The sequence below is a fragment of the Polaromonas sp. AET17H-212 genome (assembly GCF_002379085.1).
In the GTDB taxonomy this organism is placed as follows: domain Bacteria; phylum Pseudomonadota; class Gammaproteobacteria; order Burkholderiales; family Burkholderiaceae_C; genus Polaromonas.
Window position 1 is genome coordinate 93,108 of sequence record NZ_NBZW01000009.1, and the last position, 13,680, is coordinate 106,787.

General features: G+C 60.8%; 12 protein-coding genes. All 12 read left to right on the forward strand.

Features of this window, described 5'->3' with window-relative positions; genetic code table 11:
- Window position 1 precedes the first annotated feature (1 nt).
- The 12 genes from B7G53_RS09500 to B7G53_RS09555 all read left to right on the forward strand — a co-directional run bounded on the left by B7G53_RS09500 (window position 2) and on the right by B7G53_RS09555 (window position 13,390).
- A complete protein-coding gene (locus B7G53_RS09500) occupies window positions 2-1,219 on the forward strand; it encodes a CaiB/BaiF CoA transferase family protein (RefSeq protein WP_096666951.1) in 1,218 nt (405 codons plus the stop codon).
- Between the two features lie 200 nt (window positions 1,220-1,419).
- The gene (locus tag B7G53_RS09505) at window positions 1,420-2,217 is read left to right on the forward strand and encodes an ABC transporter ATP-binding protein (protein WP_096666953.1); all 798 of its coding nucleotides are present in this window, start codon (window positions 1,420-1,422) and stop codon (window positions 2,215-2,217) included.
- Entirely contained in the window at window positions 2,204-4,150 is a 1,947-nt protein-coding gene (locus B7G53_RS09510; protein WP_096666955.1) for an AMP-dependent synthetase/ligase, read from the forward strand. Before B7G53_RS09505 ends, B7G53_RS09510 begins: the two co-directional genes overlap by 14 nt.
- Window positions 4,151-4,153: 3 nt before the next feature.
- On the forward strand, window positions 4,154-5,041 hold the full coding sequence (locus tag B7G53_RS09515; protein WP_096666957.1) for a branched-chain amino acid ABC transporter permease: 888 nt from the start codon (window positions 4,154-4,156) through the stop codon (window positions 5,039-5,041).
- Window positions 5,042-5,046: 5 nt separating this feature from the next.
- Window positions 5,047-6,120: a branched-chain amino acid ABC transporter permease gene (locus tag B7G53_RS09520; RefSeq protein ID WP_096666959.1), complete on the forward strand. Its 1,074-nt coding sequence runs from the start codon at window positions 5,047-5,049 to the stop codon at window positions 6,118-6,120.
- A gap of 49 nt (window positions 6,121-6,169) precedes the next feature.
- A complete protein-coding gene (locus B7G53_RS09525) occupies window positions 6,170-6,985 on the forward strand; it encodes an ABC transporter ATP-binding protein (RefSeq protein ID WP_096667028.1) in 816 nt (271 codons plus the stop codon).
- A gap of 115 nt (window positions 6,986-7,100) precedes the next feature.
- Window positions 7,101-8,351, forward strand: coding sequence for an ABC transporter substrate-binding protein (locus B7G53_RS09530; RefSeq protein ID WP_096666961.1), 1,251 nt, complete (start codon window positions 7,101-7,103; stop codon window positions 8,349-8,351).
- 248 nt (window positions 8,352-8,599) lie between these two features.
- A complete protein-coding gene (locus B7G53_RS09535; protein WP_096666963.1) occupies window positions 8,600-9,397 on the forward strand; it encodes an SDR family NAD(P)-dependent oxidoreductase in 798 nt (265 codons plus the stop codon).
- Window positions 9,398-9,456: 59 nt separating this feature from the next.
- On the forward strand, window positions 9,457-10,248 hold the full coding sequence (gene badI, locus B7G53_RS09540; RefSeq protein ID WP_096666965.1) for a 2-ketocyclohexanecarboxyl-CoA hydrolase: 792 nt from the start codon (window positions 9,457-9,459) through the stop codon (window positions 10,246-10,248).
- Between the two features lie 111 nt (window positions 10,249-10,359).
- Complete coding sequence (locus B7G53_RS09545; RefSeq protein WP_096666967.1) at window positions 10,360-10,992, forward strand: TetR/AcrR family transcriptional regulator; 633 nt, start codon at window positions 10,360-10,362, stop codon at window positions 10,990-10,992.
- A gap of 144 nt (window positions 10,993-11,136) precedes the next feature.
- On the forward strand, window positions 11,137-11,646 hold the full coding sequence (locus tag B7G53_RS09550) for a MaoC family dehydratase (protein WP_096666969.1): 510 nt from the start codon (window positions 11,137-11,139) through the stop codon (window positions 11,644-11,646).
- Between the two features lie 58 nt (window positions 11,647-11,704).
- Entirely contained in the window at window positions 11,705-13,390 is a 1,686-nt protein-coding gene (locus tag B7G53_RS09555) for an electron transfer flavoprotein-ubiquinone oxidoreductase (protein ID WP_096666971.1), read from the forward strand.
- Window positions 13,391-13,680: the final 290 nt, after the last annotated feature.

Here is a 13,680-nt window from a genome sequence, read left to right on the forward strand (position 1 = left end):
CATGAGTACCAATGCTCCCCTGCCCGCCTTCGGCGCCCTGGCCGGCCTGAAGGTGATCGACCTGTCGCGCGTGCTCGGCGGGCCCTACAGCGGCCAGATCCTGGCCGACCACGGCGCGCAGGTCATCAAGGTCGAGCCGCCCGCCGGCGACGAAACCCGCGCCTGGGGCCCACCCTTTGCCGACGACGGCACGGCGGCCTACTACAACGGGCTGAACCGCAACAAGCGCGATATCGTGATCGACTTGTCGAAGCCCGAGGGTCGCGAGATCGTGCTCAAGCTGCTGGAAGACGCCGACGTGCTGATCGAGAACTTCAAGATCGGCACGCTGGAGCGCTGGGGCATCGGCTATGAGCAGACGCTGCGCGAACGCTTCCCGCGCTTGATCCACTGCCGGGTCAGCGGCTTTGGCGCCGATGGACCGCTCGGCGGCGCACCGGGCTACGACGCGGTGGCACAGGCACTGGGCGGCCTGATGAGCGTCAACGGCACGCCGGACACCGGAGCGCTGCGGGTCGGGGTCCCGGTGGTGGACATCGCCACCGGCCTGTCGGCCGTGATCGGCGTGCTGCTGGCGGTGATCGAGCGGCAGCGCTCCGGGCGCGGGCAGTTCGTCGAGGCCACGCTCTACGACACAGCCGTGTCGCTGCTGCACCCGCAAAGCGCCAACTGGCTGCAGTCGGGCCAGACACCCAAGCTCAGCGGCAATGCGCACTCCAACATCGTGCCCTACGACAAGTTTGCCACCCAGACCTGCGAGGTCTTCCTGGGGATCGGCAACAACGGACAGTGGAAAAAGCTGTGCGAGTTCCTCGGCCGTCCCGAAATGGCCGACGAGCCGCGCTTTGCCACCAACGCCGAGCGTTTTCGGCACCGTGATGCGCTACGCGCCCTGCTCGAGGAGCACCTGCTGAAGGTGGATGGCGAGTGGCTGTGCCAAGAACTGCTGGCAGCCGGCATTCCGGCCGGTGCCGTCAGGACCGTTCCTCAGGTACTGACCGACCCCCACACCCTGCACCGGGACATGGTCGTGCAGGTGGAGGGCGTGGCGGGCATCGGCATCCCGGTCAAGCTGTCACGCACACCGGGCCGGGCGCACAGCGCCCCGCCGCGCTTTGGCCAGCACACGCGCGAGCTGCTCATTGAACACGGCTACGGCGCCGCCACCGTTGACGCAATGATCGCGCGGGAAACCATCGTGGAACACGTTGAGGAATGAACCCTGCCTGTCAGAGAGTAGGGAAACCCCCAGATACCTAACTAATGTTAGGCTCTAAAATAAAAATCTTTTATGCAGAACAGAAATCGAGTCGGCAAGCTGCGCACAGGCAGATGGTCGACCGTGCAATGTCATAGGCACCTTCAGTGATCAACACCATCAGTACCAATAGCAGTACCAGAGAGCAGGGGTCGGCTCCGATGCAAGCCAGCAACGAGGCACCAGCACCCGTCCTTGAATGCCGGGGGCTGGAGCGGCGGTTCGGCGGTCTGGTCGCGTTGACCGGGGTCAATCTGCGCATCGAGCGCGGGGAGATCTTTGGCCTGGTCGGGCCCAACGGCAGCGGCAAGACGACCATGACCAACGCCATCACCGGCTTCTTCCCACCCCAGGTCGGCAGCATATGGCTCAATGGCCGCGACATCACCGGCATGGCGCCCCACAAGGTCGCCGCCCTGGGCGTGGCGCGCACCTTCCAGAACCTGGCGCTCTTCAACGGCATGAGCGTGCTTGACAACATCCTGCTGGGCCGCCACATCCACATGAAGCCCGGCGTGGCAAAAACCGCCCTGTATTGGTGGCTGGGTCGCAAGGACGAGATGGCGCACCGCCTCAAGGTCGAGGAAATCATCGATTTCCTGCAGCTTCAGAGCGTGCGTGACGAACTGGTGGACAGCATTCCGATCGGGCTGAAAAAACGCGTCGAACTGGCGCGCGCGCTGGTGGCCGAGCCCAGCTTCCTGGTTCTTGACGAACCCATGGCCGGCATGAACCAGGAGGAAAAGGAATACATGGCGCGCTTTATTCTCGATGCGCGCGACGAGCGCCATGTCACCGTGCTGCTGATCGAGCACCACATGGACGTGATCACCGGCATCTGTGATCGCATGATGGTGCTCAGCTATGGTGAAACCATAGGAACCGGAATTCCTGCCGAGGTGATGACGGATGAGCGCGTGATCAAGGCCTACCTGGGAGGTGCGCATGCAACGCACTGACATTGACATCGCCAAGGGCGGTAGCACCACAACCTGGGACCTGGGCACCGACACCACCCTCATCCGCATCCTGGCCCGCAACGCCGAGTTGCTGGGCCATCGCGTGGCCATGCGCGAAAAAAACCTGGGAATATGGCAGGAGACCACCTGGTCGCAAATGCTGGATGCCACGCTCGCCTGCGCGGCCGGCATGGAAAGTCTCGGGTTTGGCGCCGAGGATGCCTTGCTGGTGCTGGGCGACAACCGGCCCCGGCTTTACATGGGCATGCTCGCGGCTGGCATGTTGGGCGGCTACGCGATGCCGGTCTACCCCGACGCCACGCATGACGAAATCCATCACTTCATGCATGAGGCGAATGTCCGCTTTGTCCTGGCCGAAGATCAGGAACAGGTCGACAAGGTGCTCGATCTGGGTGATCGGGGCGCGACGATCACCAGCATCATCTACGACGAACCACGCGGCTTGGCCAGCTATCCGAATCCCGGGCTGGTGTCGTGGGAAAAGTTGCAGGCCATTGGTGCGGATCGCCTGCGTGCCGAACCGAAACTGCGAAATACCTTGATCGAACGGGCACGGCCCGAAGGACCAGCCGTGTTCGTGCACTCGTCGGGAACCACGGGCAAACCGAAGGGCGTGGTGCTGAGCCACAGGAATTTGCTCGCCGGGGTTGGCAACGCCCATCGCGGTGGCGCCTTCACCTTTGGCGAGGACATCCTCGCCTATCTGCCCATGGCCTGGGTGGGTGACTTTGCGATCACGGTCGGCGCCGGTGTTGCGCTGCACTTCACCATCAACATTCCCGAGCGGCAGGAAACGGTGCTGCATGACCTGCGCGAGGTCGCGCCCACTTTCTATCTGGCGGCACCCCGAAGCTGGGACAACATGCTGACCACCATCCAGGTGCGCATGGAGGATTCGACGCCGCTCAAAAAATGGTTTTACGATGTTTTCATGAACTCCGCGCTGGCCGCTGAACGACGCAAACTCGAGGGAAAACCGCCCCACCTGAAAGAGCGATTGATGCGGCAGCTGGGCGAGTGGCTGATCTTCGGGCCGATCAAGGACCAGTTGGGGCTGACCCGCCTGCGCAATGCCTTCACCGGCGGCGAGGCCATTGGAGAGGATACTTTCGTGTTTTACCGCGCGCTGGGCGTGAAACTGCGACAGTTCTATGGTCAAACCGAAAGCAGCGCTTTCAATGCCTTGCAGGACACCGAAGAAGTACGCCTGCACACGGTCGGCAGGCCATTGCCGGGGGTTGAGGTCAAAATCGGCGACAACGGCGAGATCATGGTTCGATCCGGGAGTGTGTTTTCCGGTTACTACAAACTTGAAAATGCCACCCGGGAAGCACTGGAGGATGGCTGGCTGCGCACGGGTGATGCCGGTTATGTCGAGCCTGACGGGCATATGGTGGTGCTCGGACGTTTGTCGGAGGTGGTGCATACCGCCAAAGGCGAACGCTACATCCCGAACTACATCGAAAACCGCCTCAAGTTCAGCCCGTACATCAAGGATGTGGCGGTGCTCGGGAGCGGTCGCGACACGCTGGCGGCCATCATCTGCATCGACAAGGAACCGGTCGGTCACTGGGCCGAAGTACGGGGCATTTCCTACATGTCCTATGCCGACCTGTCGCAAAACCCCGAGGTGATCGCACTGGTCACGGCAGCGGTCAAACGCGTCAACAGCATCCTGCCAGACGGACTGAAACTGCATCACTTCGTGTCGCTGCACAAGGAGTTCGACCCCGATGATGGGGAGGTCACACGGACCCGCAAGTTGCGCCGCAACGTGGTGGAAGAGCGTTATGCACCCATCATTGATGCGATCTACGGCGGCCAGAAGACGGTCACGATGAAGGCGCAGATCACGTACGAATCCGGTGAGGTCGGCACCATCGAGCGCCAACTCTCGGTGCAGGAGATTTAAATCATGGACTTTTCACTGTTTGCCGAGTTGGCCATCAATGGCGCACTGTCGGGGTTGATGTACTCATTGGTGGCCCTGGGCATCGTGCTCATCTACAAGTCGTCCTCCGTGCCCAACCTGGCGCAAGGTGCGATGACCATGCTCGGTGCCTATGTGGTGCTGGCCATCGCCAATGGCCTCGGCCTGCCCATGTGGACGGCCATTCCACTGGCCATGGGGACGATGTTCTTTATAGGCATGGGCATCGAGCGGGTGGCGTTGCGCCGGCTGGCGGGCCGTCCCATCATCATGATTCTGATGATGACGCTGGGACTGGACATCTTCATACGCGCGACAACCATGGCCATCTGGGGCGGCTCAAGCCGTCCGATGTCCATCGGCATCAGCGACGAACCGCTGTTCCTGGGACCGCTGCTGCTCAATCGCTCCTACGTGGTGGGGGCCATGGTTGCCGCGGCACTGTTTGCAATCTTCTTTTTCTTCTTTCGCACGCGCAGGGGCATTGTCCTGCGCGCCATCTCCGATGACTACATCGCATCCTGGTCAATCGGCATATCGGTTGAGCGCGGGGTGGCTTTTTCCTGGGCCATGTCCTCGGTTCTGGCCACAACGGCCGGCGTGTTGTGGGGCTCGGTTCAAGGGGTCAATCAGGGGCTGGCGCTGCTATTGCTCAAGGGCCTGACCGTCGCCGTTCTGGGCGGTCTTGACAGCATTGGCGGTGCCATTCTGGCCGGCTTGCTGCTGGGCCTTCTTGAAGGTGTTGCGTCAGGCTATCTCGACCCATTGGTGGGTGGTGGCAGCCGCGACCTGGTGGTTGCCGCGACGCTGATTCTGACCATCCTGATTCGGCCCCACGGTCTGTTCGGGCGCCACGACATTGAAAGGATCTGAAGGTCATGCTATTTCGTCAATCAGGAATTTTTCACACCAGTTACGCGGACGCGCGGGCACTTTTTCCGCTGCCTGCTGATCGCTGGATGATCGGCTTGCTGCTGGCCTTTGCAATCACCGCGCCACTCACCATGAGCTCGCTCGTCCTCAGCACCCACCTGCTGCCCTGGCTGGTGTGGACTGCGGCTGTGCTCGGCTTGAACCTGATCCTGGGCTGGGCCGGTCAGTTCCACTTCGGCTACGCCGCCATCATGGGCATCGGCGCCTACACGGCGGTGCATGGCGCGCGCAACGGCATTCCCTGGGAGATCGCGGTGGTGCTCGGCGGCGTGATGGCCGCGGTCATCGGCATCGTTTTCGCTTTCGCGGCGCTGCGCGTGAAGGGCCTGTATCTGGCGCTCAGCACGCTGGCCTTGCAGTTCGTGATGGACTGGGTGATCTCCCATGTTCCGGCCATCAGCGGTGGCTCCCAGGCCACGCTGCAAGCACCAGCGATGCGCCTGCTCGGTCAGGCCGTCACGTCGGAAACCGGCCTCTATTACGTGGCGCTGGGCTGGTGCCTGCTCGTGACGGTCTTCATGCTCAATCTGCGCCGCAGCGCGCTGGGCCGCGCGCTCGTCGCCGTGCGTGAAAAGGACTTCGCCGCGGCAGTCATCGGCGTGCACAGCCTGTATTACAAGCTGGTGGCTTTCGCGACCTCGTCCTTCATTGGCGGCGTCAGCGGCGCCATCCTGATTTTCACCTTCTACCGGGCGGCCACACCGGAGCAGTTTGCCGTCAATGTATCCATCGAGTTGCTGGCCATGGTGATTGTCGGCGGGTTGGGCAGCATCATCGGCAGCTATTTTGGGGCCGCCTTCATTCTGTTGATGCCCGGCCTGATGAACAGTCTGATCGGCTGGCTGGCGCAGCTCGCAGGTGCCTCGCTCGGCGTTGAAACGCTGGCCCACATCCCGCATGCGGTTTATGGTGCCTTGATCATTGTGTTCCTGCTGGTTGAGCCGATGGGTCTGGGCAAGATGTACACGAACCTGCGCAACTATCTGCTGGTCTGGCCCTTCGGCTACGCCCGAAAGTAAAGATGACATCATGCACGCGACTGACAACTTGACTTCCACCCCGACGCTGATGCACAACCCCGCAGCGAGCCCTGCACCGGTGCTGTCGCTGAACAACGTCGAGGTCATCTACGACCATGTGTCGCTCGCCATCAAGGGCGTGTCGATTGATGTGCCCCAAGGCGGTATGGTGGCGCTGCTGGGGGCCAACGGCGCCGGCAAAAGCACAACGCTGAAGTCGATCAGCGGTTTGCTACGCCCCGAGCGGGGCCTGGTAACCCGCGGTGAGGTACGTTTCATGGGACATAACATCGATGCGCTGGCGCCTCAGGAGCGCGTCAAACTCGGTATCGTTCATGTGCTGGAAGGGCGGCGCGTGTTTGAACACATGACGCCTGACGAGAACCTGATCGCGGCCTCCGCCGTTCGCGGTAGCCGCCAGGACATGCTGCGAAACAAAGACATGGTTTACACCTACTTCCCGCGCTTGCACCAGCGGCGTACCGCGCAGTCCGGCTACCTGTCAGGCGGCGAGCAGCAGATGCTGGCCATCGGTCGCGCCCTGATGACGCAGCCCAAGCTGTTGATGCTCGATGAGCCCAGCCTGGGACTGGCGCCCTTTCTCGTGGCCGAGATTTTCGACATTGTCCGGCGCATCAACAAGGAAGAAGGTCTGTCCGTTCTGCTGGTGGAGCAAAACGCCATTGCCGCTCTGGACGTGGTCTCGCATGGCTACATGATCGAGAACGGCCGCGTGGTGATGCATGACAGCGCAGAAGCCATGAAGAAAAATCCGGACATCCAGGAGTTTTACCTCGGAGGCGCTGAAGGCCACAATTTCCATGACATCAAGCACTATCGCCGGCGCAAGCGCTGGCTGACCTGACCGAGGGTAAAACCCTGTCTACGTCGATATCCGGTTTCGCGTTCAGTCTTGGGGCGTACTGTACGGCGTGCCCATCGGACTTCTTTTAACCCGTACGATTCTTAGGAGAACAGACATGAGATCCAAGTTACTTTCTATCGTGGCAGGTCTGGGATTGGCGCTTGCCGGTCTGCAGTCTGCACAGGCGCAAGCCCAGCCCATCAAATTCGCGCTTTGTTATGACCTGAGCAAGTCCTACGGCTTTGTCACGCCGCAAATTACCCAGGCGGTGAACGACTATGCCAAGATATTGAACCAGAAAGGCGGCATCGAAGGCCACCCCATCGAGATCCTGGTTCAAGACCATGGCAACGAGCCGCAGCGCGGCATCGAGTGCTACGAAAAGATGAAACGCGAAGGCGCCATTGCCTTCGATTTCCTGTCCACGCCGGTTTCCCGCGCCGTTCTGCCTCGCGCCATGGCGGATGGCAATGTGATGGTGCAATCTTTCGTAGGCCGTGGCGATGCGGTCGATGGTGATGTGTTCAAGTGGATTTTCCCCATTGGGCCAACCTATTGGGGCCAAATGGCCAACAATATTCACTACATCAAAACCAAGGCCAACGGCAACCTCAAGGGCGTGAAGATCGCATTCATCTACCCCGACTATCCGTTCGGGCAGGAGCCGATCGGCGTGCTGAAGACGCTCGCGGCCAAGGAAGGTTTTGATTTGCAACTCATTCCCAACCCGATGCCGGGCAATGACCAATCCGCAGCCTGGACTCAGATCCGCCGTATCAACCCCGATTGGGTGATCAGTTGGAATCTGGCCAGCATGCATGTTGTCGCAGCGCGCGAGATGAAGCGCAACGGCATTTCGATGGACAAATACCTTTCCGTCAACTGGCTCAACGAAGTTGACCTCGCCAACATCGGTCTGGAAAACGCAAAAGGCCTCAAGCGCGGCACCAACGTGGTGGGTGGACAGAGCCACCCGCTGATCCAGCAAATCATCAAGGACCTGTATGAGAAAGGCAAGGGCAGCGGTGACCGCAAGCATCTCAGCGATATTTACTACAACACCGGTCTGGCCATCTATGCCAGCGTTTTCGAGGGCGCTCGCCTGGCCATCAAACAAAATGGCTGGCCCATCACGCCTGACAAAATGAAGCGCGGTATGGAAAGCCTGAAAAACTTTGATGCCGAAGCCCTGATCGCCCCCGTAACGGTGACCGCCAAGGACCATGGCGGCGGAGGCAAGACGCGCATCGACATGTGGGATGGCGCCAAGTGGGTGCCCCAGACTGACTGGTTCTCGGCGTATGACGACGTGATCCAGGACATCGTGAAGAAAGAATCCGGCGAGTTCGCCAAGAACAAACAGTAATTGCCATCCCTTGGGAGGGGCACGGTCAGGCGTGTTGCGCACCGATCATGCCCTTCCCATCCTGTTTTTCGGATTTTCATCCATCTCTTGAATCGACCGGTGGCAACTTATGCCACAGCGAATTGCCATGGTAGCTGCAAAGCCCACGACCAAACACAGGAAAATCCGGCCACTTTACCTAACTACCGTTTGACAGCTATAATATCAACCACACAAATGTGGCGCCAAAAGCGCAAGGAGTAATAAATATGGATCTCGATCTAAAAGGTAAATCGGTCATCGTCACTGGTGGCGGCTCGAACATTGGCCGCGGCATCGTGCTCGGCTTCGCTGCGGAAGGCGCCAACATCACCATCGGGGACATCGACGACAAGCAAGCGCAAAAAACGGCGGAACTCGCGTTGGCGAGCGGTGCGGCGTCGGCGCAGGTTGTCAAGACCGATGTCACCAAGCTCGACCAGGTGCAGGCCATGTTCAAGGCTGCGACTGACAAGTTCGGCGGCGTCGATGTCCTCGTCAATAACGTGGGCTGGGACCAGTTGATGTTCTTCACGCAGACGACCCCCGACCTGTGGCAAAAGATCATCAACATCAACTACCTCGGCGTTCTCAACTGCACCAAGACCGCGCTTGAAGTCATGGTTCCTCGCAACGCCGGCTCCATCGTCTCCATCAGTTCCGATGCCAGCCGACAAGGTGAGCCACGCGAAGCGGTGTACGGGGGCGTCAAGGCCGCCATCAACAGCTTCATGAAAACGATCGCCAAGGAAAACGGGCGTTACGGCATCCGCTGCAACGTGGTATGCCCCGGCGTCACGATCCCGAGCACCACCGACGAAGTGGGCGGAAGCAGCATGTGGATCGATGCCGGCAGCATGTTCACGCCCGAGCAACTGGAAAAAGTCGCCAAGGCGCTGCCGCTGCGCAAGGTGGGACGGCCGCAGGATATTGCCAATGCAGTCGTCTTCCTGTCTTCAGCGAAGGCTGCGGGTCATGTCACCGGGCAGGTTCTTTCAGTGTCTGGTGGTTACAGCATGATTGGGTAAACGCCTGGGCATGGTCGGCAGGCATGCGACGTTGAAATACCAAACAAAAAGGAAAATTCATGGAATTCAAGGACATCATCTACGAAGAACGCGACTCGGTTGCCTACATCGCGATCAATCGCCCCGAGGTGATGAATGCGTTTCGCGGCCAGACAGTCGAGGAACTGCTGCAGGCATTCATGAAAGCAGGCTGGGACAAGCGAATCGCCGCCATTGTGCTCACGGGTACGGGTGACCGTGCTTTCTGCACCGGCGGCGATCAGTCGGCCCATGCCGGCCAGTACGACGGCCGGGGCACCATCGGCATTCCTGTGGAAGAGTTTCACAGCGCCATTCGTGACGTACCCAAGCCCGTGATCGCCCGCGTGCAGGGCTACGCCATTGGCGGCGGCAATGTCTTGGCCACCTTGTGCGACATGACCATTGCCTCGGAAAAGGCCGTGTTTGGCCAGGTCGGCCCGAAGGTTGGCTCGGTCGATCCTGGCTGGGGCACGGCCTACCTGAGCCATGTGGTTGGCGAAAAGAAAGCACGCGAGATCTGGTACATGTGCCGCCGCTACAATGCGCAGGAGGCCTTGGCCATGGGTCTGTGCAACACCGTCGTGCCCCACGACCAGCTCGACGCCGAAGTCGCCCGCTGGTGCAAGGAAATTGTCGAAAAGAGCCCGACCGCGCTGGCCATCGCCAAGCGTTCGTTCAACGCATCCACCGAGCACATTCGCGGCATCGGCAGCCTGGGACTTCAAGCGCTGAGCCTGTACTATGACACTGCAGAATCAAAAGAAGGCGTGAGCGCTTTCCTGGAAAAGCGTAGGCCTGATTTCAGGCAGTGGGCCAATGGCGGCAAGTGAGCAAATGCAAGCCCTGAATAACCCCATGCGACGCGCCCATGCACGAGGCCGCCCCTTCGACAAAAGCTAGGTTTGATACGATTTGTATTTTGAATCTACCTAACGGTCAATATGAAGTCAAATACAGACGCAAAACCCAGCAAAAATGACGTAGATGGCCCCGCTACACGCGAACGGGTGCTGCTCGAAGCTGCACGCCTATTCAGGCATCATGGCTATGCCGCAACTACTTTGCGCGAGGTAGCGGATGCTGCCGGCGTCAAAGCCGGCAGCATCTACTATCACTTCGAATCGAAAGAGCAGATCCTGGGCGAAGTACTGGACAAAGGCATCACCATCGTAGCGGATGCCGTGCGCACCCGTATTGGGGCTCTTCCCGAAAGTGCACTCTGGCGAGACCGAATCGCCGCTGGCATTGAAGGCCATCTCTGGGGAATGCTGCATTATGGCGACTTCACGTCGGCCAACATCCGCATCTATGGCCAAATCCCGACCAGCGCAAAAAATCGCCACCGGGTCGTGCGGCGGGCTTACGCAGACTACTGGGATCGGCTGTTCGAATCAGCGCTCGCCAGCGGCGAATTGCGCCCGGACACCAGCACGGCCATGATTCGGCTTTTCGTGATTGGCGCATTGAACTGGACCGTCGAATGGTACAACCCCCAGCGCGGCTCTTTTCAGGACTTCTCACGCCAAATCACAGCGATCGTGTTCGATGGAATCCTCACGCATGACAAAGCATAACCGCGATGCATTGCCGGCAACTTCGACAGGCCGGGCCGAGGGACTGACGGCAATAGTCCTCATGTCGCCTATGTGGCTCAGTGGCACGCTGACCGGCTGCGTCTGGGGACTCTCAAATTGGACAACCCGCCGCAGGAGCAACCAATGACTGTCAAGGAAGGCTGGCGCGGCCGGTTCTATGAAGACTTCGAGGTCGGCGACGAGTATCGGCATGCCCTCGGCCGCACCCTGACCCAGAACGACAACATCTGGTTCACGCTGTTGACGCAAAACACGGCTCCGCTGCACTTCGACGCCCACTACGCCGCGCAGACGGAGTTCGGCCGCCCGCTTGTCAACTCCTGCCTCACACTGGCCCTCGTAACGGGCCAGACGGTGAGCGATGTCTCGCAAAACGTCATGGCCAACCTTGGGTGGGACGAAGTCCGTCTGCCGCATCCGGTGTTCGAGGGCGACACGATCTATTCACGTTCCACGGTGCTGGACAAGCGCGAGTCACGGTCGCGTCCCAATGTTGGCGTCGTGACGGTACGAACCGAAGGCTACAACCAGAGCGGCGTCATTGTCTGCACGTTCAAGCGCACGGTCATGGTCTACAAACGTGACGGCGCTCCGCGCACCGCACCACCGCTGCCGGCCGACAACAGCCCCTGAACCGCCCCCTTTCGTCAACTTCGGCCCCAGGGCCGCCAACTTTTTTGATTCTCTCCGCATGAAGCCCACCTCCCTGCTCGATCAATACGGCCCCCGCGAAGCGATGGAATATGACGTGGTGGTGGTGGGCGCCGGCCCCGGCGGTTTGGCCACGGCCATCCACCTCAAGCAGCTCGCGGCAGAAAAGGGCGAGGACGTCTCGGTGGTGCTGCTGGAAAAAGGCTCCGCGCCCGGTGCTCACATCCTCTCCGGCGCGGTCATGGATCCGATCGCGCTGAACGAACTCTTCCCCAACTGGAAGGAGCTGGGCGCACCGCTGAACCAACCCGTCACCGGTGACGACGTGCTTTTCCTAAGCGAAACCGGTGCCAGGCGCACGCCCAACTTCCTGGTGCCCGACTGCTTCCACAACGAGGGCAACTACGTCATCAGCCTGGGCGCCCTGACCCAATGGCTGGGCGAGCAGGCTGAAGGCTTGGGCGTGGAAATCTTCCCCGGCTTCACAGCCGCCGAGGTGCTGTACAACGACAACGGTTCGGTCAAAGGTGTAGCCACCGGCAACCTTGGCATTGGCAAGGACGGCCAGCCGCACGACGGCTTCCAGCCCGGCATGGAGTTGCACGCCAAGTACACCATCTTTGCCGAAGGCGCGCGCGGCCACCTGGGCAAGCAGCTCATCGCAAAATACAAGCTCGACGAAGGCCGCGATCCGCAAAGCCATGCCATCGGCATCAAGGAACTGTGGGAGATCGACCCGGCCCGCGCCCAACCCGGCCGGGTGGTGCACACGGCCGGCTGGCCGATGGACAGCCAGACCTACGGCGGCGGCTTTCTCTACCACTTGGAAGGAAGCAAGGTCACGCTTGGCTTCGTCACCGGACTCGACTACAAAAACCCTTGGCTCAGCCCCTTTGAGGAAATGCAGCGCTGGAAGGCCCACCCGGCCATTCGCGCCCACATCGAAGGCGGCAAGCGCATCGGCTACGGCGCGCGCGCCATCACCGCCGGCGGCCTGCTCAGCCTGCCCAAGACCGTGTTCCCGGGCGGCGCGCTGATCGGCTGCGATGCCGGCTACCTGAACGCCGCACGCATCAAGGGCAGCCACGCCGCCATCAAGAGCGGCATGCTGGCCGCCGAAGCCGCGTTTGAAGCCCTGGCCGCCGGACGCAGCAGCGACGAACTCAGCGCCTACCCCGCTGCGTTCGAAAACAGCTGGCTGCACACCGAACTCGACCAGTCGCGCAACTTCAAGCAGTGGTTCAAGAAGGGCAGCCTCGTCGGCGCCCTGATGACCGGCATTGAACAGTGGCTGTTGCCCAGGCTCGGCATCAAGCGTCCGCCCTGGACGATTCACCGCACCCAGGCCGACCACGCCACCCTGCGCCCGGCCGCCGAGATGCCGCAGATCAGCTACCCCAAGCCCGACGGCAAGCTCACCTTCGACCGGCTCTCCAGCGTATTCGTCAGCAACACCAACCACGAAGAAAACCAGCCCGCGCACCTGACGCTCAAGGACGCCAGCGTGCCGGTGCAGATCAACCTGGCGAAATACGCCGGCCCCGAGAGCCGCTACTGCCCGGCCGGCGTCTACGAGTTCGTGAAGAACGACGACGGCTCGGACCGGCTGCAGATCAACGCCCAGAACTGCGTGCACTGCAAGACCTGCGACATCAAGGACCCGACGCAGAACATCGTCTGGGTCACGCCCGAAGGCGGCGGCGGGCCGAACTACGCGGGGATGTAGCCGAGAGACGCTGAATCACCGGCTCCCATTCGGAAGCGAGCCTGGGCAGAAGTTGCCGCTCGCACTCGCAACCGGAGTCGTCGGCACCGGCATAGGGATTTCCCGAGTTGACGCAAACCTAACTATCGTTAGATTAATACCCTATAAACAAGGCACGATGCATACCTCGCAGAACGGCAAGGCACAAGGCAGGCAAGCCGCCTACCCAACACGGCCAACACGGGACAAACTTTGAGAAAATTCACTGCCCCCCCGACCGGTACCCTGGAAACCAGAGGCCATGGTCGCGC

Coding starts and splice junctions, on each gene's coding strand:
- B7G53_RS09500 (WP_096666951.1), top strand. CDS start 2: ATGAGTACCAATGCTCCCCTGCCCGCCTTCGGCGCCCTGGCCGGCCTG.
- B7G53_RS09505 (WP_096666953.1), top strand. CDS start 1,420: ATGCAAGCCAGCAACGAGGCACCAGCACCCGTCCTTGAATGCCGGGGG.
- B7G53_RS09510 (WP_096666955.1), top strand. CDS start 2,204: ATGCAACGCACTGACATTGACATCGCCAAGGGCGGTAGCACCACAACC.
- B7G53_RS09515 (WP_096666957.1), top strand. CDS start 4,154: ATGGACTTTTCACTGTTTGCCGAGTTGGCCATCAATGGCGCACTGTCG.
- B7G53_RS09520 (WP_096666959.1), top strand. CDS start 5,047: ATGCTATTTCGTCAATCAGGAATTTTTCACACCAGTTACGCGGACGCG.
- B7G53_RS09525 (WP_096667028.1), top strand. CDS start 6,170: ATGCACAACCCCGCAGCGAGCCCTGCACCGGTGCTGTCGCTGAACAAC.
- B7G53_RS09530 (WP_096666961.1), top strand. CDS start 7,101: ATGAGATCCAAGTTACTTTCTATCGTGGCAGGTCTGGGATTGGCGCTT.
- B7G53_RS09535 (WP_096666963.1), top strand. CDS start 8,600: ATGGATCTCGATCTAAAAGGTAAATCGGTCATCGTCACTGGTGGCGGC.
- badI (WP_096666965.1), top strand. CDS start 9,457: ATGGAATTCAAGGACATCATCTACGAAGAACGCGACTCGGTTGCCTAC.
- B7G53_RS09545 (WP_096666967.1), top strand. CDS start 10,360: ATGAAGTCAAATACAGACGCAAAACCCAGCAAAAATGACGTAGATGGC.
- B7G53_RS09550 (WP_096666969.1), top strand. CDS start 11,137: ATGACTGTCAAGGAAGGCTGGCGCGGCCGGTTCTATGAAGACTTCGAG.
- B7G53_RS09555 (WP_096666971.1), top strand. CDS start 11,705: ATGAAGCCCACCTCCCTGCTCGATCAATACGGCCCCCGCGAAGCGATG.